This is a genomic window from Methylobacterium gossipiicola (assembly GCF_900113485.1).
Classification (GTDB): domain Bacteria; phylum Pseudomonadota; class Alphaproteobacteria; order Rhizobiales; family Beijerinckiaceae; genus Methylobacterium; species Methylobacterium gossipiicola.
On record NZ_FOPM01000010.1, the window covers coordinates 20,115 to 46,648 of the forward strand.

At 69.8% G+C, this 26,534-nt stretch carries 29 protein-coding genes and 1 tRNA gene; 14 read left to right on the forward strand and 16 right to left on the reverse strand.

Annotation, left to right across the window (positions count from 1 at the left end):
• Positions 1–100 precede the first annotated feature (100 nt).
• Positions 101–1,039: a ring-cleaving dioxygenase gene (locus BM249_RS10530; RefSeq protein WP_091971678.1), complete on the reverse strand. Its 939-nt coding sequence runs from the start codon at positions 1,037–1,039 to the stop codon at positions 101–103.
• A gap of 90 nt (positions 1,040–1,129) precedes the next feature.
• Here BM249_RS10530 and BM249_RS10535 point away from each other — a divergent pair, with 90 nt between their 5' ends.
• Positions 1,130–2,038 (forward strand): LysR family transcriptional regulator, encoded by a 909-nt coding sequence (locus BM249_RS10535; RefSeq protein WP_091971877.1) that lies wholly within the window; start codon positions 1,130–1,132, stop codon positions 2,036–2,038.
• 437 nt (positions 2,039–2,475) lie between these two features.
• Positions 2,476–2,649: a hypothetical protein gene (locus BM249_RS21670; protein WP_177232388.1), complete on the forward strand. Its 174-nt coding sequence runs from the start codon at positions 2,476–2,478 to the stop codon at positions 2,647–2,649.
• 63 nt (positions 2,650–2,712) lie between these two features.
• Here the strand turns inward: BM249_RS21670 and BM249_RS10540 are convergent, their stop codons facing one another.
• From BM249_RS10540 to BM249_RS10545, 3 genes are all read right to left on the reverse strand, one after another.
• Positions 2,713–2,943, reverse strand: coding sequence for a DUF6894 family protein (locus BM249_RS10540; protein ID WP_091971681.1), 231 nt, complete (start codon positions 2,941–2,943; stop codon positions 2,713–2,715).
• Between the two features lie 15 nt (positions 2,944–2,958).
• Positions 2,959–3,177, reverse strand: a complete 219-nt coding sequence (locus tag BM249_RS22220; protein WP_425284820.1) for a DUF6538 domain-containing protein — start codon at positions 3,175–3,177, stop codon at positions 2,959–2,961.
• A gap of 63 nt (positions 3,178–3,240) precedes the next feature.
• A tRNA-Ser gene (locus BM249_RS10545) sits at positions 3,241–3,330 on the reverse strand.
• A 286-nt stretch (positions 3,331–3,616) separates the two neighbouring features.
• Between BM249_RS10545 and BM249_RS10550 the strand changes: the two genes are divergently transcribed.
• The 3 genes from BM249_RS10550 to BM249_RS10560 all read left to right on the forward strand — a co-directional run bounded on the left by BM249_RS10550 (position 3,617) and on the right by BM249_RS10560 (position 6,827).
• A complete protein-coding gene (locus tag BM249_RS10550) occupies positions 3,617–4,270 on the forward strand; it encodes an ABC transporter ATP-binding protein (RefSeq protein WP_091971879.1) in 654 nt (217 codons plus the stop codon).
• 95 nt (positions 4,271–4,365) lie between these two features.
• A complete protein-coding gene (locus tag BM249_RS10555) occupies positions 4,366–5,607 on the forward strand; it encodes a KpsE/RkpR family capsule polysaccharide export protein (protein ID WP_091971683.1) in 1,242 nt (413 codons plus the stop codon).
• A 65-nt stretch (positions 5,608–5,672) separates the two neighbouring features.
• Positions 5,673–6,827, forward strand: coding sequence for a dimethylmenaquinone methyltransferase (locus tag BM249_RS10560; protein ID WP_091971686.1), 1,155 nt, complete (start codon positions 5,673–5,675; stop codon positions 6,825–6,827).
• A gap of 65 nt (positions 6,828–6,892) precedes the next feature.
• On the opposite strand, the gene BM249_RS10565 is transcribed toward BM249_RS10560, so the two are convergent.
• Entirely contained in the window at positions 6,893–8,140 is a 1,248-nt protein-coding gene (locus tag BM249_RS10565; protein ID WP_091971689.1) for an acyl-CoA dehydrogenase family protein, read from the reverse strand.
• A gap of 186 nt (positions 8,141–8,326) precedes the next feature.
• Here BM249_RS10565 and BM249_RS10570 point away from each other — a divergent pair, with 186 nt between their 5' ends.
• The 4 genes from BM249_RS10570 to BM249_RS10585 all read left to right on the forward strand — a co-directional run bounded on the left by BM249_RS10570 (position 8,327) and on the right by BM249_RS10585 (position 14,462).
• A complete protein-coding gene (locus tag BM249_RS10570; protein WP_091971692.1) occupies positions 8,327–9,703 on the forward strand; it encodes a Wadjet anti-phage system protein JetA family protein in 1,377 nt (458 codons plus the stop codon).
• A gap of 136 nt (positions 9,704–9,839) precedes the next feature.
• A complete protein-coding gene (locus BM249_RS10575) occupies positions 9,840–10,109 on the forward strand; it encodes a hypothetical protein (protein ID WP_091971694.1) in 270 nt (89 codons plus the stop codon).
• A 173-nt stretch (positions 10,110–10,282) separates the two neighbouring features.
• On the forward strand, positions 10,283–10,915 hold the full coding sequence (locus tag BM249_RS10580; RefSeq protein WP_091971697.1) for a DUF4194 domain-containing protein: 633 nt from the start codon (positions 10,283–10,285) through the stop codon (positions 10,913–10,915).
• Positions 10,916–11,003: 88 nt separating this feature from the next.
• Positions 11,004–14,462, forward strand: coding sequence for an SbcC/MukB-like Walker B domain-containing protein (locus BM249_RS10585; protein WP_091971700.1), 3,459 nt, complete (start codon positions 11,004–11,006; stop codon positions 14,460–14,462).
• A gap of 195 nt (positions 14,463–14,657) precedes the next feature.
• Here the strand turns inward: BM249_RS10585 and BM249_RS10590 are convergent, their stop codons facing one another.
• The 4 genes from BM249_RS10590 to BM249_RS10605 form a co-directional block, all read right to left on the reverse strand.
• Complete coding sequence (locus tag BM249_RS10590; RefSeq protein WP_091971703.1) at positions 14,658–14,843, reverse strand: hypothetical protein; 186 nt, start codon at positions 14,841–14,843, stop codon at positions 14,658–14,660.
• An 88-nt stretch (positions 14,844–14,931) separates the two neighbouring features.
• A complete protein-coding gene (locus BM249_RS10595; protein ID WP_425284821.1) occupies positions 14,932–16,284 on the reverse strand; it encodes an ATP-binding protein in 1,353 nt (450 codons plus the stop codon).
• A gap of 44 nt (positions 16,285–16,328) precedes the next feature.
• A complete protein-coding gene (locus BM249_RS10600; RefSeq protein ID WP_091971708.1) occupies positions 16,329–17,054 on the reverse strand; it encodes a response regulator in 726 nt (241 codons plus the stop codon).
• Positions 17,054–17,614, reverse strand: a complete 561-nt coding sequence (locus BM249_RS10605) for a MarR family winged helix-turn-helix transcriptional regulator (protein WP_091971710.1) — start codon at positions 17,612–17,614, stop codon at positions 17,054–17,056. The genes BM249_RS10600 and BM249_RS10605 overlap by 1 nt, the downstream gene beginning before the upstream one ends.
• Positions 17,615–17,782: 168 nt before the next feature.
• Here BM249_RS10605 and BM249_RS10610 point away from each other — a divergent pair, with 168 nt between their 5' ends.
• The 3 genes from BM249_RS10610 to BM249_RS10620 all read left to right on the forward strand — a co-directional run bounded on the left by BM249_RS10610 (position 17,783) and on the right by BM249_RS10620 (position 19,381).
• Positions 17,783–18,670 carry a branched-chain amino acid aminotransferase gene (locus BM249_RS10610; protein WP_091971712.1) on the forward strand — a complete coding sequence of 296 codons (888 nt, stop codon included), beginning with the start codon at positions 17,783–17,785 and terminating at the stop codon, positions 18,668–18,670.
• Between the two features lie 88 nt (positions 18,671–18,758).
• On the forward strand, positions 18,759–19,034 hold the full coding sequence (locus BM249_RS10615) for a DUF3072 domain-containing protein (RefSeq protein ID WP_091971714.1): 276 nt from the start codon (positions 18,759–18,761) through the stop codon (positions 19,032–19,034).
• Between the two features lie 119 nt (positions 19,035–19,153).
• Positions 19,154–19,381, forward strand: coding sequence for a Flp family type IVb pilin (locus BM249_RS10620; RefSeq protein WP_091971716.1), 228 nt, complete (start codon positions 19,154–19,156; stop codon positions 19,379–19,381).
• Positions 19,382–19,421: 40 nt separating this feature from the next.
• On the opposite strand, the gene BM249_RS10625 is transcribed toward BM249_RS10620, so the two are convergent.
• Positions 19,422–20,189, reverse strand: coding sequence for a DUF937 domain-containing protein (locus BM249_RS10625; protein WP_143103732.1), 768 nt, complete (start codon positions 20,187–20,189; stop codon positions 19,422–19,424).
• Between the two features lie 185 nt (positions 20,190–20,374).
• Between BM249_RS10625 and sfsA the strand changes: the two genes are divergently transcribed.
• Entirely contained in the window at positions 20,375–21,082 is a 708-nt protein-coding gene (gene sfsA / locus BM249_RS10630; protein WP_091971720.1) for a DNA/RNA nuclease SfsA, read from the forward strand.
• Positions 21,083–21,349: 267 nt separating this feature from the next.
• On the opposite strand, the gene BM249_RS10635 is transcribed toward sfsA, so the two are convergent.
• Positions 21,350–22,180: an FkbM family methyltransferase gene (locus BM249_RS10635; RefSeq protein WP_091971722.1), complete on the reverse strand. Its 831-nt coding sequence runs from the start codon at positions 22,178–22,180 to the stop codon at positions 21,350–21,352.
• Between the two features lie 126 nt (positions 22,181–22,306).
• Here BM249_RS10635 and BM249_RS10640 point away from each other — a divergent pair, with 126 nt between their 5' ends.
• The gene (locus BM249_RS10640; RefSeq protein WP_091971724.1) at positions 22,307–23,071 is read left to right on the forward strand and encodes an alpha/beta fold hydrolase; all 765 of its coding nucleotides are present in this window, start codon (positions 22,307–22,309) and stop codon (positions 23,069–23,071) included.
• A gap of 46 nt (positions 23,072–23,117) precedes the next feature.
• Here the strand turns inward: BM249_RS10640 and BM249_RS10645 are convergent, their stop codons facing one another.
• The 5 genes from BM249_RS10645 to BM249_RS10665 all read right to left on the reverse strand — a co-directional run bounded on the left by BM249_RS10645 (position 23,118) and on the right by BM249_RS10665 (position 26,467).
• Positions 23,118–23,879, reverse strand: a complete 762-nt coding sequence (locus BM249_RS10645; protein ID WP_091971726.1) for an ABC transporter permease — start codon at positions 23,877–23,879, stop codon at positions 23,118–23,120.
• Positions 23,876–24,799, reverse strand: coding sequence for an ABC transporter ATP-binding protein (locus BM249_RS10650; protein WP_091971728.1), 924 nt, complete (start codon positions 24,797–24,799; stop codon positions 23,876–23,878). The genes BM249_RS10645 and BM249_RS10650 overlap by 4 nt, the downstream gene beginning before the upstream one ends.
• Positions 24,800–24,926: 127 nt before the next feature.
• Positions 24,927–25,412 carry a F0F1 ATP synthase subunit B family protein gene (locus BM249_RS10655; RefSeq protein ID WP_177232392.1) on the reverse strand — a complete coding sequence of 162 codons (486 nt, stop codon included), beginning with the start codon at positions 25,410–25,412 and terminating at the stop codon, positions 24,927–24,929.
• 128 nt (positions 25,413–25,540) lie between these two features.
• A complete protein-coding gene (locus BM249_RS10660; RefSeq protein WP_091971732.1) occupies positions 25,541–26,104 on the reverse strand; it encodes a F0F1 ATP synthase subunit B family protein in 564 nt (187 codons plus the stop codon).
• 135 nt (positions 26,105–26,239) lie between these two features.
• Positions 26,240–26,467 (reverse strand): F0F1 ATP synthase subunit C, encoded by a 228-nt coding sequence (locus tag BM249_RS10665; protein WP_018044493.1) that lies wholly within the window; start codon positions 26,465–26,467, stop codon positions 26,240–26,242.
• Between the last annotated feature and the right edge of the window lie 67 nt (positions 26,468–26,534).

The window sequence follows — 26,534 nt, forward strand, 5'->3', positions numbered from 1 at the left end:
CGCGACCGTACTCCGACACCTCTCAGGAGAGGGGACCCGCGATGTACGTCCCCTGCCGCCAGAGCGACGGACATCGCGACGTGATCGGACGGCATTCACCTCACGCGAGGGCCGGCAGCGTCGCCTCGATCCGCGCGCGGTGCGGCTCCAGGCCGGCGGGGAGCTTCAGACTGGCACCGAGATCGGCCTCGTCCACGGAAAAGCCGGGACCATCGGTGGCGATCTCGAACAGGACGCCGCCGGGCTCGCGAAAGTAGACCGAGCGGAAATAGGCCCGGTCGCGCTGCTCGGTGACGGCGAGGCCGTGCCGCGCGGTGAGCGCCTCGACCATCGCCGCCTGCGCCCCGTCGTCCGCCGCCCGGAAGGCGATGTGATGGACGGAGCCCGCCCCCTGGCGGCCCTGCGGAACCTCGCCGACCGCCCGCAGGGTCACGAATCCGCCCTCGGTCGCGCCGCTCGCGTAGCGAACCTTGTTGCCCTCCCGCGCCACCTCGGTGAAGCCGAGGACGTCCGTGAGGATAGCGGCCGTGGGCTCCGCCTCGCCCAGCACCAGGGTGACGCCGTGCAGACCCCGGATGGCGTGCTCGGCCGGCACGTCGCCGCCCGTCCGGGCCGGGGCCTCGCCGGCCTCGGCGACGCCCACGAGGGCGAGGAGCGTCCCGTCGGGATCGCGCAGGCGGAGCGTGGGCTCGCCCATCACCGCGACGGGGGCGTCGTGGGCGATACCGGCCTCGACGAGGCGCTGCACCCACCAGCCGATGGCGGCGCGGGGCACCCGGAACGCCGTCTCGCCCGTCTCGCCGACGCCGACCCGGCCGGGGGCGGCATGGGGGATGGGGAAGAACGTCAGGATGGTGCCGGGCCGCCCGGTCTCGTCGCCGTAATAGAGGTGGTAGGTGCCCGGATCGTCGAAATTGACGGTCTTCTTCACCAGCCGCAGGCCGAGGATGCGGGTGTAGAAATCGCGGTTGCGCGCAGCCGAACCGGAAAAGGCGGTGACGTGATGCAGGCCGTGCCGCGTGGTGCTTTGCTGAGCCATGGCGGTGTCTCCTTCTGTTGACGCCAACATGGCCCTTGCCGACGCGCCAGAAAACGGAAACGATGGAAAGACATCGTTTCCGGAATGCACATGAAGCTCCCCGATTTCGAGGCTTGGGGCGTGTTCGCCAAGGTGGCCGAGTCCGGTTCGTTCGGGCAGGCGGCGCGGGATCTCGCGGTCTCGCCCGGCACGGTCTCGAAGGCCGTGGCGCGGCTCGAGGCCCGCATCGGCGCCCGCCTGTTCCACCGCACCTCGCGCCGGCTGGCCCTGACGGAAGCCGGCCTCGCCGCCCGGGACGCGGCGGCGCGGTTGCTCGCGGAGGGCGAGGCGGCGGAGACGCAAGCCAGCGCCGGCGCGGCGGCCCCGCGCGGCCGGGTGCGCCTCGCCGCCCCGATGTCGTTCGGGGTGATGCATGTCGCGCCCCTGCTGCCGGATTTCCTCGCCGCGCATCCGGGCCTAACCATCGACCTGCATCTGAGCGACGCGGTGATCGACCTCATCGGCGGCGGGTTCGATCTCGGCCTGCGCATCGCGGCCCTGCCGGATTCGTCCTTACGCGCCCGGCGCCTCTGCACCGTCCACCGCTCCCTCGTCGCCGCGCCCGCCTACCTCGCCGCCCATGGCCGGCCGGCGCACCCGCGCGACCTCGCCCATCACGCCTGCCTCGGCTACGCCTACCTGCCGAGCCCCGACCGCTGGCGCTTCCTCGCCCCGGACGGCACCGAGGCCGTGGCGGTTCCCGGCGGGCCGCTGCGGGCGAACAACGCCGACGCCCTGGCGCCGGCGCTGCGCGCCGGGCTCGGCCTCGCCGTGCAGCCGGACTTCATGCTGTGGGACGACCTCGCCATGGGACGCCTGGAGCGGGTGCTGCCGGGCTGGTCGCCGCCACCCATCGCCCTCCACCTCGTGACGCCGCCGGGCGACCCGCGCCCCGCCCGCGTCACGGCACTGGCGGAGTATCTCGCCCGCGCGCTCTCGGCCGCACCCTGGGCGCAGTGAGGGGCCTCGACAACGCGAAACACCTTGGCGTGAGCCACGCCGTCCCTCGCAAGCGCGGGTCCTTTCGCCCGGACGGAGAGGGAGCCGGTCGCGCCACGTCGATCCGGAGCGATCGATCGAAACTCGCCAAAGACTCACTCCACCGCGATACGCGGCGCGCCCCCCATCGGGGCGTTGGGGGAGGGCGGGGGCAGGGCCTGTCCCACGGCCACGGGGCGGCGGCGAAGATCCGAAAGAGGTGTCGCGCGCGCCTGAGCGGTCGGGTCCGTGGTTCGTCGAGCGCCCCGACCGTCGATCGCGCGCGGGCGGCGTCGAGGGGTGCCGCGCGAGACCGGCCTCTTCAAGGCGTTGCTCAACGTTTCACGGCGCCATAGCGCAACTTCGGCCGGGCCGGTGCGTTCAATTGTCAACCGATCCTTCACGCCTGGATGACCCCGATGAGCATCTTCCAGATCAAGCAGAAGACCAACGGCGCGGTCCTGTGGACCGGCAGCGCCACCGACGCCGTCTCGGCCCTCGACGCCATGGCGCGCGAGGCCGGCTACGCCGATTTCGCGGCCCTGCCCGAAACCATCCGCGCCACCAGCCCCGAGGCCTCCCGCCTCGACTGATTGTTTTCGCAATCGACGACCCGACCGGCGCCGTGGCTCCTCGCCATCGGCGCCGTTGTCGTTTCAGGGCGCCGTGATGGCCTCCGTGAACGGAAATTCGAGGACGATCTCCCCGTCCGCATCGGTGACGACCACCACGGCCCGCATCAGCCGCCGATCCCCGCTCGCCGCCCAGATGTCTTGGGCAAGCCGCTTGGCTTCGTCATAGGCCGCGTCCGCGTCGCGTAAGGAGCGGAACGCGGGGTCATGCGGAGTCTGGTCGTCGATGGGGATGGTGAAGCAGTAGAGGGGCATAGGGCTCAACGGGTTTCAAGGGAAAAACGGTCTGCGCGCCGATCCACTCCCATCGCAATGAGAGCGCGATCCAGCGTCGCTCGCGGTGTCGAGTGCTCTGACGAGGTGCTGTTGGCCTACGGCAGCCACGAGATGGGCTGGCACCCGCAAGCGGACGTACCAGCGACCCCGGCGGCATTGCAGACACTCGGCACGGCGCACCGTTAGCTTCGCTCCCAGGAGCCACGGTGACACAATGTCAGCACGTGGATTGGGATCGAGCGCAAAAACTTTTATCAAAAGGAATTTATAGGTCTCTGGCGGAGGGAGCGGGATTCGAACCCGCGATACCGTTTCCGGTATACACACTTTCCAGGCGTGCGCCTTCAACCACTCGGCCACCCCTCCGGGCCCGCATCGCGACCGACGGCGTGCCGGGTGGTTGATCCCGGGGGCCTTTCGTGTCGCCGCGATCAGCGCGGGTGGCACGCTGTACAAGGGGCCCGGGCGGGGTGCAAGGCGTGATCGCGCGGTTCGTCGCGGGAATGTCACGATTTCCGTCGTGACCCGCCCCCTGTCACCCGGGAACCACGGTGCCCGGCCCGGGCGGGGCGACATCCTCAGATTCGCCGCTTTCGGGCGGCAGGGGTCCGAGGCCCGGCGCGTGCTCCGGGCCTGGAGCCGCATCCCGACCGTGATCCGCTTCGACAACGTCACCAAGATCTACCGGACGGACGGCCACCGCCGCACGATCCTCGAACGCGTGTCGTTCACGCTGAAACCCAACGTGAGCTACGGCATCCTGGGCATCAACGGGGCCGGCAAGTCGACGATGATGCGCCTCATCGCCGGCACGGAGGCGCCGTCGCGGGGGCGCGTCCAGCGGACCATGCGGGTGTCGTGGCCCCTCGGCTTCGGCGGCGGCTTCCACCCGCAGATGACCGGGCGGGACAACGTCATCTTCGTCGCCCGCATCTACGGCGAGGACCCGAAGAAGGTGCTCGAATTCGTCGAGGATTTTTCGGAGCTCGGCAGCTACCTCGACGTGCCGATCCGAACCTACTCGTCCGGCATGGGCTCGCGCCTCGCCTTCGGCATGAGCATGGCGATCCCGTTCGACACCTACCTCATCGACGAGGTGACGGCGGTGGGCGACGCCCGTTTCCAGAAGCGCTGCGAGGACGCCTTCGCGGCCCGGCGGGTCAATTCCAACGTCATCATGGTCTCGCACGGCATGGAGACGATCCGCACCTGGTGCCAGCAGGGCATCGTGCTCATCAACGGGCGCGCTATCCTGTACGAGGACGTCAACGACGCCATCGAGGTCTATCGCCGCCTCAACGCCTGACGGCGGGGTCGGACATGCTTTCGCCGTTCCGGTGTCGGATGGGGCTAAGGACGGCGGATGGCGGCCGCCCGAACGGAACCAGTGGCTGAAGGCTCATGAGCGTCGAGATCCGCAATCCCACCGGCCAGCCCATCACCACGGCCGACCGCTCGAACGCCGTCGCGGAATCCCTGCGCCAGGTCGCCCGCGTCTCCCGCTTCGCCGACCGCAAGAAGGGCATCCGCTCCTACCAGAGCCACGTGAAGTCGGATCCGGTGATCCCGATCCTGTTCGTGCTCTGCTTCGTGCTGCCGACCTTGCTGGGCGGCCTCTATTACGGCCTCATCGCGTCGGACCGCTACGTCACCGAGACGCGCTTCGCCCTCCGGCCGGCGCTCGGTGCCGCGGAGAAGGCCTCGTCGGATCAGGTCGGCACCACCAAGGGCGTCGTCAACCAGATGGTGGCCCAGGACAGTCTGGTGACGGTGAATTACATCCACAGCCGGCCCCTCATCGAAACCCTGGAGAAGGAACTGCCCCTTCGCGACATGTTCTCGCGCGACGGGATCGACTACCTCTCCCGCTTCGATCGCGACAAGCCCATCGAGCGCTTCGTGCGCTACTGGCACGAGCGGGTGGCCACGAAGATCGAGAGCGGGTCCGGCATCATCACCCTCACGGTCGACGCGTTCGATCCGGCGGAATCCCTGGCCATCACCCAGGCGATCCTGAAGGAGAGCGAGCGCATGGTGAATTCCATCAGCAACCGCGCCCGCGAGGACGCCGTGGCCGAGAGCGCCCGTGAATTGAAGCTCGCCGAGGAGCGGATGACGAAGATCCGCCTCGCCATGGCGACCCTGCGCAACCGCGAGGGCGTGCTCGATGCGAAGAAGACCAACGACGCGAACCTGAAGGTGATCGGTGAATTGCGCACAGCCCGCATCAATCTCGCGGTCCAGCTCAACCTCGGCCAGCGCGACCTCGGCCCCGAATCCCGCCGCATCATCGACCTGAAATCACAGATCAAGGACCTCGACGACGCCATCGCGCGCATCGAGAACCAGTCGGCCAGCCAGGACCCGGAGCAGCGCCGGGTGCTGGCCGATGCCCTGACCAAGTTCGAAGCCCTGGAGGAAGAGCGCGACGAAGCCGAGAAATACTTCGCCAAGGTGCTCTCGGCCTATGAGCGCGCCCGCATCATCGCCGCCCGCCAGGTGGAGTTCTTCAGCATGATCGTCCCGCCCGTGAAGGCGGAATCCGCTCAGCAGCCCCGCCGCCTCCTCATGATCAGCCTCATCGCGGCGGGCGCCGCCCTGCTGTTCGCCGGCGCCGTGGTCGCCCGCAAGCAGACCTCGTGATCCCGGGTCGCGGCGAACCCGGAACTGCGGCATAAGCGGCCCCTGATTCCGTCCGAGGACCCGCCGTGACCGTCACCCAGATCACCCACCACGACCTCGACGGCTACGGCGCCTCGACCATCGTCGGGCGCTTCGTGCCCGTCTCCCGCATCATCCACGTGCCGCGCTACAGCGATGTCGGCCCCGTGGTCGAGGTCGAGCTGAAGCGCCTCGGCCGCACCCGCAAGCCCGAGACCCTGATCCTCACGGATCTCGGGCTCGAACCCGTAGCGGTCACCTTCATCCGCAACTTCGCCACGATGAACCGGGGCCGGGCCGTTGAGGAGCGTCACCGCCTCATCGTCCTCGACCACCACGCCTCCTCCATCGACCGCCTGCGCGAGCAGAACCTCGAGCCGGTGGCCGAGGCCGACGACCCGAGCGTGTCGCGCTTCGACCTCGACGACCCAGCCATCACCGTCCTCATCGACGAGGGCCGTTGCGCCACGAAGCTCGCCTATCACCGCCGGGCCCTCTACGCCTCGGACGCCACGGAGGGCGACGCCGACCTGCTGGCCCTGGTGGAGGCGGTGGACGCCGTCGACCTCTGGCGCAAGGACCGGCCGACTTTTGCAGGCGGCCACGCCCTCGACGAGGTGTTCTGGGACAACGTCTCGAACCTCGTTCCCATCGGCCACGCGTGGCACGACCGCTTCGTGAGCGACCTCCTAGTCGCCCTGGCGGGGCGCCTGCGCGAGGGCGCCTCGCCCGCCGAACTCGAAGCCGGGGTGGGGGGCATCCGCACCGCCATCGTGAACCGCTATCTCGCCGACGACGCGACGGACGATCCCCGCCTCACCACCCGGATGCGCTTGGCCCGGGTGCTCGCCCGCTCGGACCTGTTCCAGCCGCTCTCGGACGGCACCTATCTGTCCTTCGGCCTCGATTCCGGCACGTTCCAGCGGGTGTCGGACCTCATCATGGATGCGGGCAAGGCCAAACGCGTCCTCAACGTCCAGCGCACGGGCAACATGTCGTTCCGCTCCAACGACGAGACCGCCCTGGAGGGCGCCCGCAAGTTCCGGGGCGGCGGCCACAAGGACGCAGCCGGCGGCAAGCTGCCCACGGGCTCGGCCTTCTCGCTGGCCGATGCCATCGCCCAGGTGGAGCCGATCCTCAACCCGCCCGCGCCCGATCCGTCGAGCAGCCCCTTCGCCGCCCTGAAGGGGTGGAAGGGCTGATCTTTCGATCGAAGAATGCTGGTCCCCCTCCCGAAGGAGAGGGGGATCGCTTCCCCCATCCCCACTCACGGTCGCGGCAGCATCCGGTCGCTGACGATGCGGCGCTGGATCTCGCTCGTGCCCTCGAAGATCGTGGTGAGGCGGGCGTCGCGCCAGTAGCGCTCGACCCGGCGCTCCGTGGTGTAGCCGTTGCCGCCGTGGAGCTGCATCGCCTGGTTCGTCACCCGCACGGCCATCTCGGTGGCGAGCAGCTTGACCATGGCGGATTCGCTCTCGGCCGCCGCGCCGTCATCGAGGAGATGCGCGGTCTGCTGCCAGAACGCGCGGGCCTGCGTCACCTCGGCGGCCATGTCGGCGAGCGCGAAACGCAGGGCCTGGAAATCACCGATGGGGTGGCCGAACTGCTCGCGCTCCTGAAGGTAGAGCTGGCAATCCTCCACCGCCGCCCGGGCGACGCCCACCGCACGGGCCGCCGTGTGGACGCGGGCGATGTTGAGGCCGCGCTGCACAGACGCGAAGCCACCGGCATCGGCATCCGCCCCCTGGTCGCCGTAGAGCCCCGTCAGCCGGTCGCTTTCGGGCACGCGCACACCATCGAGGGCGAGCTCGAAGGTGAGGAAGCCGTGGTAACCGATCTTGTCGATGACCGTGCCGGTCATGCCCTCCGGGAAGGTGCCGGGCTCCTTGACCACGAGGAACGGCTCCAGTCCGGCGGAGCGGGATTCGCCGGGCTCCGGGTCGCGGGTGCGGGCCAGGACCTCGATGAAGTCGGCTCCTTGAGCGAAGCCCGCCCAGCGCTTGGTGCCCGTGAGCACCCAGGTGTCGCCCTCGCGCACCGCACGCGTCTGGACCCCCGCGAGGTCGGAGCCGGCCGTGGGCTCCGACAGCGCGATACTGCCGATCCATTCGCCTCGGGCCGAACGGGCCAGTAAGTCGGCCCGGCGGTCGTCGTCGAGCACCTGGGTGCCGAGGCCCTGGCCCCGCGCCAGGATGCTGGCGACGGAGAGCCACGCCCGCGCCAGCTCCTCCGAGACGAGGCAATATTCGAACACCCCGAGGCCGAGGCCGCCATGCTCCTTCGGAATGGTGATGCCGAACCAGCCCTTCTTCGCCATGGCGTCGATGAGGCTGCGCGGCATCTCGGCCTTCTGCCGGTCGAGTTCGTCGGCGATGGGCATCACCACGTCGCGGGCGAAGGCGCGGGCCTCCGCCTGGAGGGCGGCGCGGGCCTCCGTTCGCCACGGCGTGACGAGTTCGGGCGGGCGGGGCGCGATGGGCTCGGGGCGGGACTCGCGATGATCCGGCGTCGACATGGGCTCCCCCGTGATGGTTGTCCTCGGGGCCCGATGGCCCCGGTTGCGTCGGCACGCGGTCGACGATCGGATAAGCTAAAGCGTGGCGCGGCGAGTGGTTGCCTGGTCTGCCCATCTCCCGCGCCATCCCGCCCGAAACCGCGGTCTCGGTTGACACGGAGCGTAGGGATGGGCTGACCTCCCGCCGTGCTGTTCACCCGCCTCTCCGACGACCTGTTCCGGCCCCTGGCCTCCCCGAGCCGCGCCTTCAACGCGGTGCTGCTGCTGCACCTGCACACCCGGGTGTTCGGCGACACGGCCGAGCCCCTGCGCAAGACCGAGCTGCTGGCCGCCATCGGCGATTTCTCCGCTGATTTCGCGCAAGGCGAGATCGCCGACGACGAGACCACGCCCGTCGATCCCATCGAGCGCCGCTCGGCCGTCTACCGCCGCCTCCTCGATGCCGGCTGGCTGGTGGAGCGGCGCGAGCGCTACGTGCCGGTGGTGGATTTCGATCCCGAAGCCCGCATCCTCATCGAAGAACTCGCCCGCCTCGACCGGGGCGAGACCCGCTCGTACGGCGGCGCGGTGCTCGACGTCCTCGGCAGCCTGGAAAGCGCCATCGCCAACCCGGCCGACCGGTCGGAGGCCCTGGTCAACGCCGCCAAATCCTCGCGGGCCTTCCTCAGCCATCTCAGGACGCTGGCCGGCTCCATGCGCAAGATCGAGGCGCGCATCCTGGCCCAGGAGGACCAGCGCGCCGCCTTCCGGCTCTATTTCGACGAGTTCGTGGCCCGCCACATCGTCAGCGACTACCGCACGCTGCACACCCGCCTCAATCCGTTCCGCTTCCGCTCCGGCATCGTCCGCGAGGCGGGGCGGGCCTTGCGCGATCCCTTGACCCTGCGGGCGCTTGCCGAAGCCGGCCTGCGCGAGGGCCGGGCGCCCGACGTCGAGGCCGCCGAGCGGGCCGTGCGTGCCGATCTCGCCGAGATCCTGGCGATCTTCGAGGGACTCGACCGCCATCTCGATGCCGTCGCCGACATCGTCGCCCGTCTGGAGCGGCGGATCGCGGCGGCCTTGCGCTACATGGATCACCGCGATTCCGACCGCATCGAGCGGACGGCGGCGGCCCTGCGCGCCGTCGCGGGCGCCGACGACGCCCTCGAAGACATGCCGGCGCCCGGCGTCTCGCTCCTGCGCCCGCCCATCGGCCCGGCGCAACTCTACGCGCCGCGCTTCAAGCGGCCACCGATGGATTTCGAGCCCCTGCCGGAAATCTTCCTCGACCCGGTGATCGAGGCCTTCATCGCCGCCAAGGACGCGTTCCGCCACCGGGTCGCCGTCACCCCCGACCGGATGTCGGATTTCGTCGAGGAACGGCTCGGCCGCAAGGGCACCTTGCGGGGCTCGCAGATCCCGATCACCGATGTCGACGCCTTCGTGGTGTTCCAGCGCCTGCGCGAGATCGACGTGCTGTTCGACGGCAGCCTCGGGAGCCGCTACCGCCTCGCCCGCGTCGAGGGCCGGGTCGCCAATGGCTGGCTCGATTGCCCGGATTTTCTCATCGAGCGCGTTCGCTGATTGCTGCAACGCAATATTCGATGCGCTTTGGACGGTCGTCTGCTTTGTGAAGACTGCACTTGGCAGCGTGGACAACAGGGCTCATCCTGAGATCGACCCGCCCGAGAGGAAGAGCGGCGGCGTCGGGAGGTTCGCCATGGTGTCCGGCAAGTGTCTGATCAAATCCGCCTGGGTCGCCGTCGAGGTCGGGCGTGAGCGCAGCGAGCGCGTCCTCGTGGTGGAGACCTACATCGCCGTGAGTCCCCTGGAGCCGAACTACGATGCCGAGCGCTACGACAGCATCGTGGCCGAGGTCCGCCGGGTGCTCGCCGCCAACCCGTCCCTCGACCGGGCGTCGATCCTGAGCATGCACCGGGACACCAAGTGTCTGTCCCTGTTCCGGGCGGAGACGGCGAGCGCCGCCTGAATCGGGCTCCGGCAGGACTCCATCGGTCGGCGTGAAGCGCACCGGTCCCCCCTCTCCTCCCAGGAGAGGGGACCTGCGCTACAAGCGAGACGGGAGGCGATTCCCGAATCCGGTTGGCGCCCCGGCGCCCGGACGGCTAGACACCGCGCTTCGTTCGCGTCCCGGAACCCGTCATGCTCGAACCCTTCCGCGCCATCGTCGACGGCGACGAGCCGCCGCCGCCCGGTGCCCGCGCGCCCTCGGAGGAGGAGCTGACCCGCGCCCTGCAGGTGCTGCTCAAGAACCAGTGCGTCTATTCCGCCACCCCCGGCATCGGCCGCACCTACGACCTCGCCCGGCATTACGCTCCGTTCTTCCAGGGTTACTTCGCCTGCCTCGGCTATGCCTTCGAGGTGTCGCACCGCGATCAGATGGTGTTCCTGAAAGTGCCCCCCGACGGGGTGCGCCACGATGCGCAGGCCGAGCGCCTGCGCAAGGACGAGACCCTGGTGCTGCTCGCCCTGCGCCTCGCCTACGAGGAAGGTCTGCGGGATCACCGGGTGACTACGGACGGGGTGGTGGAATGCACCACGGACGATCTCGCCGAATCGATCCGCACCGCGACCCGCAGCGATCCGCCGGAGGAGACCCGCCTGCTGGAGATCCTGCGGCTGTTTTCGCGCAAAGGGGCCGTGCGTTTGGGCGAGCGCGACAAGACCGAAAAGCTCACCCCCCTGATGGTGCTGCCTGGCATCGCCGTGCTGTCGCCGGACGCCTGGATGGAGCATGTCCGCGCCTGGGCCTCGGCCGGGGATGACGCCGACTGACCGGGCCGCACGGCTTGCCTCGCGGCCCCCGCCCATGCGAGCGAGGACCCAACGACCCCTCACAGCGTGACAGAACCGCCAAGCTTTCGTGTATCGCCTCACCGACATCGTCCTCTCGAACTGGTACCTGATCCGGCGCGAACAGATTCGCATTCGCGGCGCGACGGCCCTCGTCGGGCCGACGGGTGCGGGCAAATCGACGATCTTCGATGCCGTCGGCACGGTGCTGGCCGGCAACAACGCCAGCCGGCTGGCCCTGAACGCCTCGGCCTCGGGCCGCTCCGCCCGCACGGTGCGCGACTATTGCCTCGGCTGGATCAGCGACCCGGCCGAAGGCGGGCGCCCGACCCGCGAGGCCTGCGAGACCCTCATCGTCCTGGTGTTCGAGAACGAGGTCTCGGGCCGGGTCGTCTCCGTGGGGCTGGCGCTTAGCGCCCGGGCCGAGGACAGCCGCGAGACCACCCTGTCGCGCTTCGTCTGCACCGGCCACCGCTTCGAGATCGCCGATTACGTGCGCGAGACCCCGGAAGGCAGCTTCGTCGCGCCCTGGGCCGAGATCGCCAAGGATCTGCGCATCCGCTCCGAGACCTTCGAGGAGTTCCGCGCCTCGGGCGAGCGCTTCACGGCCGAAGTGCTCGGGCTCCTGCGCGAGGGCGCGCCCGTACCCGAACCCCGCCACTTCCTGCGCACCTTCGCCAACGCCGTGGCGTTCAAGCCGATCTTCGATTCCTCCGCCTTCGTGCGCTCCTTCGTGCTCGAACCCGAGCCCCTGGATGTCGCCCGCATCCGCCAATCCGTGGAGAACTGGCGCCGGCTCCTGGAGACCATCGAGGAACTGGAGCGGCGGCTCGGCCATCTCGGCCGGATCCTCGCCCGCTACGAAGCCTGGGCGGAGGCCAGCCTGTCGGCCGCCCTCGACGAGTTGCGGGCGGCGAGCGCGGATCTGCGCCGCCGCATCGTCGAGTACACGGGCGCCCGCACGGGCCTCGCCGATGTGGCCGAACGCCTGCGCATCGCCCGCGAGAGTGTCGCGACCAGCCAGGGCTTCGTGCGCGACATCGACGGTGAGATCGCCGAAAAGAAGGCCCTCATGGCCGGCACCGCGGCCCAGGGGCGGCTCGCCGCCTCCGATGCCGGGCTCGCCATGCTCAACCGCGACCGGCGCGACCTGACCCTGCGCGTCACCGGCCTCGTCGGCCTGATCCTCGACGTCGCCCGCCTCTCCGCCGTCATCGGCGAGATCCGCCGCATCGATCCGGCCGCCGCCCGTTTCGTCGAGGCCTGTGCCCGCGCCGGCCTGCGCCGCGAGGCGCCGCCCGAGGAGGTTTTGCGCCCCGATGGTCCCCTCGCGGCCCTGGTGTCGGGCCTGCAGAACCTGCCCGACATCGCCGGCCCCCTCGACACCGCGGCCGAGGACATGGCCCTGCGGGCACGGGCCGCCGAGACCGAGGCGCAGGCCCTGTCGGCGCCCTTCGCCGGGAGCGGGGCCGTCAAGGGGCCGCGCCTGTCGTCCGACGTCGCGGCGTTCCGTGACGAACTCGCCCGCCTCGACATCGAGGCCGTGCCGATCTGCGAACTCGCCGAGATCGTCGAGCCGAAATGGGGCCTCGCCCTGGAAGGTCTGCTGGGCGCCGCCCGCGAGGCCCTTGTGGTGCAGCCCGACCAGCTGAACCAGGCCTTCGCCCATCTCGAAGCCCGCAAGGCGCAGTTCTACCGCTGCCTCCTCGTGAAGACGACCGACACGGCGCGGCGCCGGGGCGGCGGACGCTACGACGACGGGCCGCTGGCCATGATCGAGACCCGCGATCCCCATGCCGAGGCGTTCCTCGCCGCGCGGCTGGGCGGCTACGACCTCGCGCCCGACGATGCCGCCCTGTCCCGCATGAGCCGCGCCGTGGCGCCGAGCGGCCGCTCGACCTCCGGCATGGCCTATTCGGTGGTGCGGCCCGTCCAACTCATGATGACCCGGGGCAGCCGTGGTCCGACCCAAGAGGGCCGCGAGGCCATGGAGCGGGCCGTGGCCGAAGCCCGGCGCCTGCGCGGCGAGGCCGGAGTGCTACGCGAGGCCGCCCGCATCGCCGCCGGGCTCAAGGGTCGCATCGCGGACGCGGCCATCGACCTCCCCGGTCTGCGGGCCGAGTGCGACGGCCTGGAGGGCCGCCGCCGCTCCCTCGCCACCGAGCGGGAAACCGTCGAAAAGGCCGATACCGGCGCCATCGAGGCCGAACTGAAGGAACTCGCCAAGGAACGCTCGGCCTACCTCACCGAACTCGTGCAGGTGTTGGAACCCAAACGCGACGCCCTGCTGGGCGAGGAAGCCGGCCTGAAGGCCAAGGTGGCGTCGTCCCGCGAGGCGGCCCGCGCCGCCCTGGCCGCGCGCCGCACCGCCCATGCCCGCTGGGTCGGCGGCGACACCGTCCGCATCCGGCTGGTGCGCCCGGAAGGGTTCGACCCGCGCGCCGTGGCGAAAGCCCGGGCCGACCTCGCCGGCCTCGACGCCAAGGCCCTCGCCGCCGCCGCGAGTGCGGCCCGCGGCGCCGCCCGCGAGGCGAGCGAGACCGCACGGACGCAGGGGCGCACCGCCGAGCGCGACCTCGCCGAGTATTGCGTGCAGTGGCGGATCGACAATCCCCTCGGGCGCGGCGACGCCCCGGCCTCGTTCGGCTACGGCTGGACCCGCCGCGCCTACGACGAGGTGGCGGGCCACGAATTGCGCCGCTACCGCGACCAGGCCGTGCGGGCCGAGGGCGAGATGCGCCGCCTCATGACCGAGGATCTGCTCACCCGCCTCGCCGACAAGTTCGAGCGGGTCCGCGCCCGCCTCGACGCCCTCAACGAGCGCCTGTCGAGCCAGACCTTCACGGGCCAGACCTATGCGTTCGAGGCCGCCGTGGACCGCCGCTACGCCGCCGTGCATGCCCTGGCCACGGAAGTGGCGCGCTCGCCCGACGCGGCGCAGGCGGTGCTGCCGGAGCAGGGCGCGACGGCGGAGGGGCCGCTCGCCGCCGCCATCGAGGAGATCTCGGCCCTCATCGCCGGGGAGGAGAGCGCGGCGCGGCTCGCCGATTATCGCAACTACTTCGTCTACGAGATCGGCATGCGCGATGCCTCGGGCAACCGCACCACCATGTCGAACCGGGCCCTGCGCGGGTCGGGCGGCGAGGCGCAGGCGCCGTTCTACGTCGCCATCGCGGCCTCCCTGGCCTCGGCCTATTATCCCGGCGACCGCCCCGGCGACGAGAATCCGGGCCTCGGCCTCTGCCTCCTCGACGAGGCGTTCTCGAAGCTCGACGTGCGCAACTCCCAGGCCCTCGTCGATCTCTACCAGGCGTGGGGCCTGCAACTCCTCATCGCCGCGCCGGAGGACAAGCGCACGACGCTCACCGAGGTGATGGACACCATCGTCACCGTCTACAAGAGCCCGGACCTGAAGGGCGTCCGCATCGAATCCGAGCACCCCCTGGAGGCGGCCAAACGGGCGCTGGCCGCCATCAATCCGGAGCGCCAGGGGATCGAGGGCTTTCGCCTGCCCGATGCGGCGGCATGAGCGCGGACCTGCGCGAAGCCCGCTCCGAGCGCCCGTAGAACGGATCGTGGCGCGGGAGATCATCACGCCGGCGCGCATTCCTCGCCCCGCCTGCGGGGAGAGGGGCCCGCGCTGATCCGATTTTCGTCCATCCAAACGAAAACGGCCCGAACCAGGGGTTCGGGCCGTCCACGCGGATCGAAACGATCGAAGGCGTCAGGCGCGCTCGGCGAGGCGGCTGGCGCCGTAGCAGAGGCCGCCGGCCAGGATGAACAGCACCACGAAGGTCTTCACGGTGGCGTAGAACAGGGCCGGCTCGATGCCCGCATCCGTGTAGAGCAGCAGGCCGATGGCGGAGATCGGCAGGAGCAGCAGGGTCAGGAGGGGGATCAGCGGGTTCATGCACTCAGCCTCAAGTCGGGGCGCACCGGCCCGTGGAATGGTGATCCGCCTCCATAGCACTCCCGACGGCGCCCCGCCAAGGTCGTGATCAGGCCGGAATCCGCACCGTGGCGCGCACGCCCCCGAGGGGCGAATCGTGCAGGCTGACATCGCCGCCATGCGCCCGGGCGATGTCGCGGGCGATGGCGAGGCCGAGACCCGAGCCGCCCGCATCCTGTCGGGCGTCGTCGAGGCGCACGAACGGCTTGAACACCTCCTCGCGCTGGTCGGCCGGGATGCCCGGTCCGTCATCGTCGATGGAGACCAGGAAGGCGCGGGCCTCGCGGCGCCCCACCACCGCGACGGTGTCGCCGTAGCGGGCGGCGTTGGCCGCGAGGTTGAACAGGCAGCGGCGGATGGCGTCGGGCCGCAGGGTCACGCGCGCCTCGCCGTCGATTTCGACGGCCTCGACATGGGCGCCGAGGCGTTCGACATCGGTGCGCAGGTCCTCCAGGAGGGCGCGCATGTCGGTGGGCACCGCCACCTCACCGGAATCGCCCCGCGCGAAGGCGAGGTAGGCTTCCAGCATCCGGCTCATCTCGTCGACGTCGCGCTGCAGGTCTTCCGCGTCCGCCGTCTGGTCGATGAGCGCCAGGGTGAGCTTGAACCGGGTGATGATGGTGCGCAGATCGTGGCTCACCCCGTTGAGCATGGTGGTGCGCTGTTCCATCGCCCGCTCGATGCGGCGCTTCATCTCGATGAAGGCATGGCCGGCCTGGCGGACCTCGCGGGCGCCGCGCGGCCGAAACTCGATCTCGCGGCCCTTGCCGAAGCTCTCGGCGACGGCGGCCAGCCGCAGGATCGGCTTGATCTGGTTGCGCAGGAACAGGATCGCGACACCGAGCAGCACCAGGGACGAACCGCTCATCCAGAGCAGGAAGATGTGCGAGTTCGAGGCGTAGGCCATGCTGCGCCGCGCCGTCACCCGCATCACCCCGTCGGGAATCGCGACCCGGATCTCGATGAGGCTGGACCGGCCCACCGTGTCGATCCAGTACGGCCGACCGATCTGGCGCTTGATCTCGTCCGACAGGGCCTCGTCGAGGATCGAGAAGAACGGGCGCGGACCGGCGGCGGGGAGGGTGGCGCCCTTCAGGATGTCGAGGTCGAGATTGAGCCGGGTGCCGGCGATGCGCGTGAGGGTCTCGGCGTCCTTGTCCTGGGGGTAGCTCTCGTAGATGTCGATGAGGGCGGCGACGTCCGCCGTGACGGCGGCAGACAGGCGCCGGGTGACGAGCTGCCAGTGCCGCTCCATGAAGGTGTAGGCGATGACCGATTGCAGCAGCACCACCGGGGCGATGATGATGATGAGCGAGCGCGCGTAGAGGCCCTTCGGCAGCACGTCGCCGATGGCGCGGCTGAGGAGCCGCCACAGGCGGCGCGGCGGCGGCAGGCGCGCCAAGGCCGCGAGCAGGCGCTGGGGGCGGGACGCCTTCGGCACACCGGTCAATCGACGGCGAGGCGGTACCCGACGCCCCGCACGGTCTGCAGGAACAGGGGGTTGGCCGGATCGACCTCGGTCTTGCGGCGCAGGCGGTTGATCTGGACGTCGATGCTGCGCTCGGCCGCCAGGCCCCCGGCGCCCGCCAGCGCCTCGCGCTCGACATTGGCGCCGCCCGCCTGGGCGAGAACCGTGAGGATCTCGCGCTCGCGCTCAGTGATGCGGATGGTCTCGTCGGCCCGGCGCAATTCACCCCGGTCGATCCGGAAGGAGAACGGCCCGAAGGTCACGGTCTCGAGGCCGGGCTCGCGCGGGGACGCGCCCTCGTTGCGCCGCTTGATGATGTTGTTGAGGCGTAAGATGAGTTCGCGCGGCTCGAAGGGTTTGGGCAGGTAGTCGTCGGCGCCGATTTCGAGGCCCATCACCCGGTCGTTGGGATTGGAGCGGGCGGTGAGCATGAGGATCGGCACCCGCGAGGTCTCGCGGACCTGCCGGGCGTAATCGAACCCACTCTCGCCCGGCATCATCACGTCGAGGACCAGGGCGTCGAACACGAAGCACTGGGCCTTCGCGCGCGCCTCGGCGACGTTGGCGGCGGCGGTGACGCGGAACCCCTGCTCGTAGAGGAAACGGGTGAGGAGTTCGCGCACCCGCCGGTCGTCGTCGACCACGAGGACATGGGGGGCGTGGTCGGGCAGTTCGACGCTCGCCTTGAGGCCGGGCAGGGACATCAGGCGGCACTCCGGGCGCGGCGGGCCATGAGGCGGCGCACGGCCGCGCGCTCCTCGGGCTCGATCATGGCCAGGAGGAAGTTCTGGGCCGAGATGGCGCCGCCATCCGGGTTGCCGTCCGGGGATTCGGCGGCCGGATCGGCGAGCGCCCGCCGCACCCGGTGGGTCTGCACGCGGATGAGGTCGCCGGCCAGGGCCGTGCCCCGGTCGGTGCAGAACAGCAGCCGCTGGCGCCGGTCGCTCGTACCGGTCTTCTGCACGATGTAATCCTGCTCGATGAGGTCCTTGAGCACCCGATTCAGGCTCTGCTTCGTGATCCGCAGGATATCGAGGAGTTCGGCGATGGTGAGGCCCGGATAGCGATCGACGAAATGCAGCACCCGGTGGTGCGCCCGGCCGAACCCGTATTGCGCCAGGATGCGGTCCGGATCGCCGACGAAATCGCGATAGGCGAAGAAGAGGAGTTCGATGAGGTCGTCGCCCGGGTTCTGGCCGGAGGGGCCGGGGGTCTGCCCCGGAACGGATGCGCCGCCGGCCGTCTGGGTCGCGGGGAAGGTCACGCTGGAACCGGCCTCGTTTATGTCAGTGTTGTTGACATATTTCAGGCGCGTTGCTACCCGTCAAGCCTTCCGGTAGGGCCTCACGCCGCGTGGCGCGCCCCGCCGCACCATCTCCCACACCCATGACGCCGGCTTCGAGGGCAAGCCCGCGTGTCGAGGAAGCCCGCCATGTCCCTGATTCCGTTCGACGCGCGCGAGGGCACCATCTGGTACGACGGCGTGATGGTGCCGTGGAAGGACGCCAAGATCCACGTTCTCTCGCACGGGCTGCATTACGGCTCGTCGGTGTTCGAGGGCGAGCGGGCCTATGGCGGTCGCATCTTCAAGAGCCGCGAACATGCCGAGCGGCTGCTGCGCTCGGCCGAACTCCTGGATTTCAAGATCCCCTACACGGCGGACGAGATCGAGGCCGCCAAGGAACTCGTCCTCAGAACCAGCGGACTCACCGACGCCTATCTGCGCCCCGTGGCGTGGCGCGGTTCGGAGATGATGGGCGTGGCGGCGCAGGGCAACACGATTCACCTGGCCATCGCCGCCTGGGAATGGCCGAGCTATTTCGATCCCGAGACCAAGATGAAGGGCATCCGTCTCGACATCGCCGATTACCGCCGTCCCGATCCGCGCACCGCCCCCTCCACCTCCAAGGCGGCGGGCCTGTACATGATCTGCACCATCTCGAAGCACCGGGCCGAGAACAAGGGCTACGCCGACGCCCTCATGCTCGACTGGGAGGACAACGTCGCCGAATGCACGGGCGCCAACGTGTTCTTCGTGAAGGACGGCGCCATCCATACGCCCCTGGCCGACCGCTTCCTCAACGGCATCACCCGCCAGACGGTGATCGAGCTCGCCAAGCGTCGCGGCATCGCCGTGACGGAGCGGCGCATCCTGCCGGCCGAGATGGAGGGCTTCTCGGAGTGCTTCATCACCGGCTCCGCCGCCGAGGTGACGCCGGTGTCGGAGATCGGCCCCTACCGGTTCGTGCCCGCCGCCCTGACCAAGACCCTCATGGACGACTACACCGCCGAAGTTCAGCCCAAGGCCGTGGCCGCCTGATCCGATCCCCCGCCCGGTCGTCTCGACCGGGCGGAACCGGGAGCGTTTCCTCGCGTTCATAAGAACAATCCATGAACACGAGGCCATCATGACCAAGGCTGCCGCGAAGGCCCAAGAAAACAGTCCAAAAGAGACCCATTCAAAAGAGACCAATCCGAAGATCGATCCGAAGGACACCTCGAATCAGATCAAGGACCCGAGCGAGTGGACCACGGGCGGCGAGCCCATGACCGGCGCCCAGGCCTCCTACCTCAAGACCCTGTCCGAACAGGCCAAGGACCCCGAGGCGTTCTCGCCCGACCTCGACAAGGCGGAAGCCTCCCAGCGCATCGACGCCCTGCGCAAGGAAGCCGGGCGGGACTGAGCGTTTTCCAAGCGTCGAGGCCCGTGTCGCGGGCATTTGGCCGCTGGCCTTAAGCTCCGATAAAGCGCCCCCGGATAACGTCACCTCGCCACGCTGCGGGCGGGGGGAGTTCACGGACCATGGCGGGAGACACGAACGAGGGGCGAGATCACGACGTTCGCTCCACCGCCCGGAGCCTGGGCCGGCGTCTCCGGCTCTTCCTCAGGGCCGAGGAGGGCTCCACGGCCATCGAGTACGGGCTCATCGTCACCTTCGTCGCCCTGATGCTCGTCGGGTTCCTCGCCAGCTTCGGCGACAAGCTGAGCGGCTTCTTCCTGTCCCTGGCCAGCGGGATCCGAACCTCCTGACCCGCTGGGCCGGGCGGCCGCGCCGTCCCGCCCGGTGCCGTCACCGCGCGGCCTTGGTCCCCGTGGAGGCTCCGGGCGCGGCACCGGCCTCGTCCTGCCAGAACGTGTCGAACAGGCGCTGCATCGCCTTGGCGTTCTCCTGCTGCACGTCGAGGCCCGACTGGAACATCTGCTGAAACAGTTCGAACGGCGCGGCGTCGGCGGCCGGGGCCGTGGGGCCGGTCGCCGGCTTGCCCGGTGCGGTTCGGCCGCCGCCCGCCAGGGGCTTCAGCCGGCTGGCCGCGCGCGGCGGAGGAGCCTTCGGGGGCGTCGGCGCCAGCCCGCTGGCCGCCAGGAAGTTGTTCATCATCTCGGTCCAGGCGGGGTGAGGCGCGAAGCCGAACGGGTTCGCGGCCGGGGCCGGGGCGGCCTGCTGCGGTTGGTTGATCATCACGTGGACGATGCCGGCCACGATCATCCCCGCCATGATCGGCAGCATCTGCTTCAGGATCGGCATGGCGATGCCGCTGGCGCCGGCCGCCTGCTGCAGCACGGCCTGGCTCAGGTTCGGCGAACCGAACAACTGGCGCACCAGCATGTCCATTTGCGGCGTGGCGGCGGGCTGCGCCGCCGGGGTGCCGGCGAGGCTGAACAGCTGAGCGAAGCCCATGGGATCGTTGGCGGCGTTGCGTTGGAGGCCCATGGTGAAGGCGGGCAGGAGCACTTCCATGGCCCGCCGGGTCTGGTCCTGCGACAGGCCGAACTGCTGCCCGAAGCCCTGCGCGCCCGGACCGGCCTGCGCCTGGAGAATCTCGAACAGGTTGAACATGACCGGCCTCGTGTACGGATGGACGAGGCCGATCCGCATTCCCTGATACGCGTCCGTGAAGTCTGTCGTATCGGCGGTTGACTTACCAGCCCGGCAATGACGATGCCCCCGACCGCAACCGGGAATACCGCCCCGGACCGTCGTTTTCTTCGCGATCTTCGCCCCATCCTCTCGCAAGGCGGCCCATGCGTTTCCCCGCGCCCCTCATCCCCGCGCGCCTCGTGCGCCGCTACAAGCGCTTCCTCGCCGACATGGAGCTGGAAGACGGGCGCCTCGTCACGGCGCATTGCGCCAATCCCGGAGCGATGCTCGGCCTGCTGGCGCCGGGCGCGCGCGCACTCCTCTCCGCCTCCACCAACCCGGCGCGAAAGCTCGGCTTCTCGTGGGAGCTGGTGGAGGCCGATCTGCCGGGCGGCCCGCAATGGGTCGGCATCGATACCCAGCGGCCGAATGCCCTCGTGGCCGAAGCCTTCGCGGCGGGAACCCTGCCCATGCTCACGCCGTACACGCGCCTGAGACCCGAAATCCGCTACGCCAAGGCGAGCCGGGTCGATTTCCTGGCCGAGGGGGAGGGCCTGGTTCCGTGCCACGTCGAGGTGAAGAACTGCCACCTCATGCGGCAGCCCGGCCTCGCGGAGTTTCCCGATTGCAAGGCGGCCCGCAGCGCCCGCCACATGGCCGACCTCGCCGAGGTGGTGGCGCAGGGCGGCCGGGCGATGCTCATCGTCGTGGTGCAGATGCGGGCCGACCGCTTCGACGTCGCCCGCGACCTCGATCCGGCCTTCGACGCCGCCTATGGGGCCGCCCGCGCGGCCGGCGTCGCGGTCCACGCCCACCGGTGCCGGATCGACCCGGAGGGCGTCACCCTGGCGGAGGCGATTCCCGTGGTGTGATGCGGTTTCCGTGTGATGGCCTCGGACTGACCATGCGCAACAGACTCTTTCCCCTGAAAGGAGAGGGGACCCGTGCTGATCCGGAAACCGGATGGATCAACCGGAAGCGGGGGGAGACGCCCGCAAACCGTGTTTTCGAAGGGATCATCCCTCCGGCAGGTGTCGAGCTTAAGAGTGCCTCACGAAACTCCCGCCCCGGGACGGTTCTCGCCCCGAAGACGACGGTGCGGCGGGAGTTTTGTGAGAGACACTAAGCCCGCCTGCGCTTCAGGCCGCCCGTTCGAAGACGAGGTTGAGGCGGGTGCGGGCGAGGAGGCGGTAGCCTTGGCTGTCGAGCAGGGCCGGGAGATCGATCTGCCACTGGGCGGTGCCGTTCTCCACCAGCAGCAGGCGTGGGTGGAGGGCGGCGGGGGCGTTCCGGAAGAACGGTTCGAGGATGAGATCCTCGGCGCCCTCGACGTCGAGCTTGATCGCGTCGATGCGGGTGATGCCCTCGCTCCGGGCGAGATCCAGCAGGGTGACGGCCGGCACCCGGATCTGCCCGCCCTCGTTGGTGCCGACGATCTTCAGGCTCGATTCGCCCCGGTTGCGCGGATCCACGAACAGGGTGAGCTCGCCGGCCTTGTCGGCCACGGCGCAGGCCACGGCCTTGACGGTGCCGAACGGGTTCTGGGCGATGTTGTAGGTCAGCCGGTCGAACACGTCTGGCTGCGGCTCGACGGCGAGGATGCGGGCGCGGGGGCCGGCGAAGGCCGCGACGAACAGCGCGTAAGCGCCGATATTGGCGCCGATGTCGAGGAAGGTGCAGCCGGGTTCGAGACGGGCGCGCAGGAGGTCGCGCTCCTCCGGATCGAAGAATTGCGGCGTGAACAGCACCTTCTTCTCGCAATTGTTGTTGTACGGGTAGAGCCGCATCCGGGCGCCGTAGCGCTCCACGTCGAGGGGGCGCCCGCGCAGGAGACCGATGCCGATCCGGCGCAGGAACAGGGCGAGGCGCCGGGCGGCCCAATTTCGGTATGGGAGCCGGCTCGTGCGTGCGGTGATGCGCGCGACGAGGCCGGTGGGGGCGTAGGCGCCGTAGGGCTGGATGTCCTTCATCACCCGGGGTGATGCCAGCCCGCCCCCGCCGGGGCAAGCATCCGGCTGAAATCGAGGGCTTTCCTCCCTCGGCGGCCCGGACCACAAGGGCGTACGCCCCGTCCGATGCGAACTCCCGAGCGCCCCATGCAGACCTTCCTTTCCGACGGCATCAACATCGCCTACCTCGACACGCCCGCCGAGACCGGCGCCGGCGATCCGATCCTGCTGATCCACGGGTTCGCCTCGAACCATGCGGTGAACTGGGTCAACACCCAATGGGTGAAGACCCTGGCGAAGGCCGGGCGCCGGGTGATCGCCCTCGACAATCGCGGCCACGGCCAGAGCCAGAAGCTCTACGATCCGGAGGCCTACGGCTCGGACCTCATGGCCCGCGATGCGGCGCGCCTCCTCGACCATCTCGGCATCGGCCAAGCCGACGTCATGGGCTATTCCATGGGTGCGCGCATCGCAGCCTTCCTCGCCCTCGACGAACCGGCCCGCGTGCGCTCCCTGCTGCTCGGCGGCCTCGGCCTGCACCTCGTGGAGGGCAGGGGCCTGCCGGACGGCATCGCCGAAGCCTTGGAGGCCGAGCCCGGCGCCCCGGCCCCGAACCCGACGGCGGCCGCCTTCCGCACCTTCGCCGAGCAGACGAAGAGCGATCTCCGGGCGCTCGCCGCCTGCATGCGCGGCTCGCGCCAGACCCTGTCCCGGGCCGAGGTGTCGCAGATCGATGTCCCGACCCTCGTCACCGTCGGAACCCTCGACACGGTCTCGGGTCCCGGCCCGGCCCTGGCGGCGCTGATGCCCAACGCCCAATCCCTGGAATTGCCCAACCGCGACCACAGCACGGCGGTGGGCGACCGGGGCCACCGCGCCGGCGTGCTGGCCTTCCTCGACGCGCGGCCTTGATCGCCCGTCAAGCGAAACGTCCGAACGCGGACGTTTCGCGAGACCATCAGCTCTTGAGGCGGTAGCCCGTCCGGAAGATCCAGGTGACGCCGGCGAGGCACAGCACGAGGAAGACGAGGGACATGGCGACACTCACGCCGATGCCCACGTCCGAATGGCCGAAGAACGCCCAGCGGAAGCCGCTGATGAGATAGACCACGGGGTTGGCGAGGCTCAGCGTCCGCCAAACCGGCGGCAGCATGTCGATGGAATAGAAGCTGCCGCCCAGGAAGGTGAGGGGGGTGATGACGAGGAGTGGCACCAGTTGCAGGCGCTCGAACCCGTCCGCCCACAGGCCGATGAGGAAGCCGAACAGGCTGAACGTCACCGCCGTGAGAACGAGGAAGCCCACCATCGCGAACGGATGCGCGATGGTGATCGGCACGAACAGCGTCGCGGTGGCGAGGATAATGAGCGCGATGAGGATCGCCTTCGAGGCCGCGGCTCCGACGTAACCCAGCACGATCTCCAGGGGCGAAACCGGGGCCGACAGGATCTCGTAGATCGTGCCGGCGAAGCGCGGGAAGTAGATGCCGAACGAGGCGTTGGCGATGCTTTGCGTCAGCAGCGACAGCATCATCAGGCCCGGCACGATGAAGGCGCCGTAGGGCACGCCCTCGACGGCGGTCATGCGCGCGCCGATGGCGGCGCCGAAGACCACGAAATACAACGACGTGGCGATGACCGGCGCGACGATGCTCTGCAGGGCCGTGCGCCAGAAGCGGGCCATCTCGAAGCGGTAGAGGGCGCGGACCGCGTACCAGTTCATGCCCGCTCCTTCACGAGATCGACGAAGATGTCTTCCAGGGACGATTGGCTGGTGTGGAGGTCGCGAAAGCCGATCCCGGCGGCCGCGAGGTCGGCCAGAAGCCCGGTCAGGCCGGCATCGCCCGTGGTGTCGTAGGTGTAGACGAGGTCGCGCCCGCCCTGCGCCAGTTCGAGGTTGTGGCCCGCGAGGGCAGGGGGCAGGCCGGCCAGGGGTGACGCGAGGTGCAGGGTGAGCTGTTTCTTGCCGAGTTTGCGCATGAGCTCGGCCTTGTCTTCCACGAGGATGATCTCGCCGTTGCGGATCACCCCCACGCGGTCGGCCATCTCCTCGGCCTCGTCGATGTAGTGGGTGGTGAGGATGATGGTCACGCCCTGATCGCGCAGGCGGCGCACGAGGCGCCACATGTCCTGGCGCAGGGCCACGTCGACGCCGGCGGTCGGCTCGTCGAGGAACAGGATGCGGGGCTCGTGGGCCAGCGCCTTGGCGATGAGCACCCGCCGCTTCATGCCCCCCGACAGGGTCATGATCCGGCTGTCGCGCTTGTCCCAGAGGGAGAGGTCGCGCAAGGTCCGCTCGAGATGGGCGGGGTCGGGGGGAAGCCCGAACAGGCCCCGGCTGAACGCCGTGGTGGCCCACACGGTCTCGAACGCATCGGTGGTGAGCTCCTGGGGTACGAGCCCGATGGCTTTGCGCGCGGCCTTGTAGTCCCGCACGATACATTGACCGTCGACACGGACGCTGCCGGCGCTCGCCGTGACGATGCCGCACACGATGGAGATCAGCGTCGTCTTGCCGGCGCCGTTGGGGCCGAGGAGCGCGAAGATCTCCCCCTTGGCGATGTCGAGGGAGATGTCCTTCAGGGCGTTGTGCCCCGAAGCGTAGACCTTGGACAAATTGGCGATCGAGAGGATCGGCGGCATCGGATCTCCGCTGCGGGCGCTTGGGACGGGTATCGGGCTCGCGATTCCACCGGGACGGGGAAATCGCGAGCCGAAAATGCGAAAAGCCGCCTCGCGGCGGCTCTTCTGTCGATGGGTGAGGGCGTGATCAGGCCTGGAGCCGGGTCCGGACTTCGCCGAGGCTGCGACGGACGAGGTCCTGGGCCGCCTCGCCCTGCATCCGCTCGCGCAGGATAATTTCCGAGACCTTCACGGCGGCGTCGGCGGCGGCGGCCCGAACCTGGGCGGTGGCCTGAACCTCAGCCTGGGCGATCTTGGTCTCGGCCGACTTGGTACGGCGGGCGATGAACTCGTTCAGGCGGGCATGGCCCTCGTCGGCGATGCGCTGGGCCTCGGCGCGGGCACCGGACACGATGGCCTCGGCCTCGGCTTCGGCGGCGGAGCGACGCTTCTTGTAATCAGCGAGCACGCCGGCGGCTTCCTCACGCAGGCGGCGGGCCTCGTCGAGTTCGGCGCGCACGCGCTTGGCGCGGTGATCGAGCCCGCCGGTGATCTGCTTGAAGCCACCGACCTTCCAGACCACGGCCATGAACAGCACGAAGGCGACTGCGACCCAGAATTCGGCTTCCAACAACATTGCTCGCTGTCCCGTTCGATGGCGCCCGGTACGAAGGCCCTCACTCGGAAGTCCCGCTCGGGCGGAGCCGGCGTCGCCTCGTCGAGGAGCCGCCGGCCGCTAAGGGTATGGTTGTGCGAACCCGCTCAGTGCGGGAGCGCGACGCTGTCGAGGGCCTTGGTCAAGGCGGCCTCGTCGGGGCCGCGGCCCGTCAGGCGCTCGACGATGGCGGCGGCGGTCTCGCCGGCAATGCCGCGGACGTTGCCCATGGCCTCGGCGGTGCGGCTCCGGATCGTGGCTTCGGAGGCGGCGATCTTCGCGTTGAGCTCGGCTTCGAGGGCCATGCGCTTGGCGTCGGCCTCCTGCGACAGGGCCGTGCGGGTCTCGAGGGCGATGGCCTGGGCCTTGGCCTGGGCGTCGCTGAGGGATTTCTCGTAAGCCGCGCCGGCGGCATCGGCCTCGGCCTTGAGGCGCTGGGCCTCGTCGAGGTCCGTGGACAGGCGGGCGGCGCGATCGTTCAGGATGGACTGGATGCGCGGCAGGGCGATCTTGTCCATGAGGTAATAGAGCAGCCCGAAGGCGAGGGCGAGCCAGATGAGCTGGGACGCGAAGGTATGGCTCTCGAAGGGCGGAAAGCCGCCACCATGCTCGGAAGCAGGCGTCGCGGCGAAGCCTTCATGCGTTGCGGTCGGATGGGCCGGCTGAGCCATGACGTCCTTCGGTCATAGTGGGAGACTTGCGGTCCGACCGCGGGCATCGCGATCGTGTTCATGAGCGGGTGGGCCGGACGCGCCCTGCATCCCCTCGGAGATGCGGCGTCCGGCCCACGCGCGGTTCGTTGTCGCTTAGACGGCGAACAGGAGCAGCAGCGCGACGAGCAGCGAGAAGATGCCGAGCGCTTCCGTCAGGGCGAAGCCGAGGAGCAGGTTGCCGCGCTGGCCGTCGGCGGCCGAGGGGTTGCGCAGGGCGCCGGCGTAGAACTGGCCGAAGAGGTTGCCGAGGCCGATGGCGGCGCCCGCCATGCCGAGACAGGCGAGGCCGGCACCGATGTACTTGGCAGCTAAGGGATCCATCAAAATGCTCCTAGGGTCAGTTCGGTCGTGTGGGGAGAGAAATCCGGACCGCCAGGGCGAACCGGGG

What these genes read in the sequence shown, in the direction of transcription:
- BM249_RS10530 (WP_091971678.1), bottom strand. Translation starts at nt 1,039, where the DNA reads ATGGCTCAGCAAAGCACCACGCGGCACGGCCTGCATCACGTCACCGCC.
- BM249_RS10535 (WP_091971877.1), top strand. Translation starts at nt 1,130, where the DNA reads ATGAAGCTCCCCGATTTCGAGGCTTGGGGCGTGTTCGCCAAGGTGGCC.
- BM249_RS21670 (WP_177232388.1), top strand. Translation starts at nt 2,476, where the DNA reads ATGAGCATCTTCCAGATCAAGCAGAAGACCAACGGCGCGGTCCTGTGG.
- BM249_RS10540 (WP_091971681.1), bottom strand. Translation starts at nt 2,943, where the DNA reads ATGCCCCTCTACTGCTTCACCATCCCCATCGACGACCAGACTCCGCAT.
- BM249_RS10555 (WP_091971683.1), top strand. Translation starts at nt 4,366, where the DNA reads ATGAGCGTCGAGATCCGCAATCCCACCGGCCAGCCCATCACCACGGCC.
- BM249_RS10565 (WP_091971689.1), bottom strand. Translation starts at nt 8,140, where the DNA reads ATGTCGACGCCGGATCATCGCGAGTCCCGCCCCGAGCCCATCGCGCCC.
- BM249_RS10575 (WP_091971694.1), top strand. Translation starts at nt 9,840, where the DNA reads ATGGTGTCCGGCAAGTGTCTGATCAAATCCGCCTGGGTCGCCGTCGAG.
- BM249_RS10580 (WP_091971697.1), top strand. Translation starts at nt 10,283, where the DNA reads ATGCTCGAACCCTTCCGCGCCATCGTCGACGGCGACGAGCCGCCGCCG.
- BM249_RS10590 (WP_091971703.1), bottom strand. Translation starts at nt 14,843, where the DNA reads ATGAACCCGCTGATCCCCCTCCTGACCCTGCTGCTCCTGCCGATCTCC.
- BM249_RS10600 (WP_091971708.1), bottom strand. Translation starts at nt 17,054, where the DNA reads ATGTCCCTGCCCGGCCTCAAGGCGAGCGTCGAACTGCCCGACCACGCC.
- BM249_RS10610 (WP_091971712.1), top strand. Translation starts at nt 17,783, where the DNA reads ATGTCCCTGATTCCGTTCGACGCGCGCGAGGGCACCATCTGGTACGAC.
- BM249_RS10615 (WP_091971714.1), top strand. Translation starts at nt 18,759, where the DNA reads ATGACCAAGGCTGCCGCGAAGGCCCAAGAAAACAGTCCAAAAGAGACC.
- BM249_RS10620 (WP_091971716.1), top strand. Translation starts at nt 19,154, where the DNA reads ATGGCGGGAGACACGAACGAGGGGCGAGATCACGACGTTCGCTCCACC.
- BM249_RS10625 (WP_143103732.1), bottom strand. Translation starts at nt 20,189, where the DNA reads ATGTTCAACCTGTTCGAGATTCTCCAGGCGCAGGCCGGTCCGGGCGCG.
- sfsA (WP_091971720.1), top strand. Translation starts at nt 20,375, where the DNA reads ATGCGTTTCCCCGCGCCCCTCATCCCCGCGCGCCTCGTGCGCCGCTAC.
- BM249_RS10635 (WP_091971722.1), bottom strand. Translation starts at nt 22,180, where the DNA reads ATGAAGGACATCCAGCCCTACGGCGCCTACGCCCCCACCGGCCTCGTC.
- BM249_RS10640 (WP_091971724.1), top strand. Translation starts at nt 22,307, where the DNA reads ATGCAGACCTTCCTTTCCGACGGCATCAACATCGCCTACCTCGACACG.
- BM249_RS10645 (WP_091971726.1), bottom strand. Translation starts at nt 23,879, where the DNA reads ATGAACTGGTACGCGGTCCGCGCCCTCTACCGCTTCGAGATGGCCCGC.
- BM249_RS10650 (WP_091971728.1), bottom strand. Translation starts at nt 24,799, where the DNA reads ATGCCGCCGATCCTCTCGATCGCCAATTTGTCCAAGGTCTACGCTTCG.
- BM249_RS10660 (WP_091971732.1), bottom strand. Translation starts at nt 26,104, where the DNA reads ATGGCTCAGCCGGCCCATCCGACCGCAACGCATGAAGGCTTCGCCGCG.
- BM249_RS10665 (WP_018044493.1), bottom strand. Translation starts at nt 26,467, where the DNA reads ATGGATCCCTTAGCTGCCAAGTACATCGGTGCCGGCCTCGCCTGTCTC.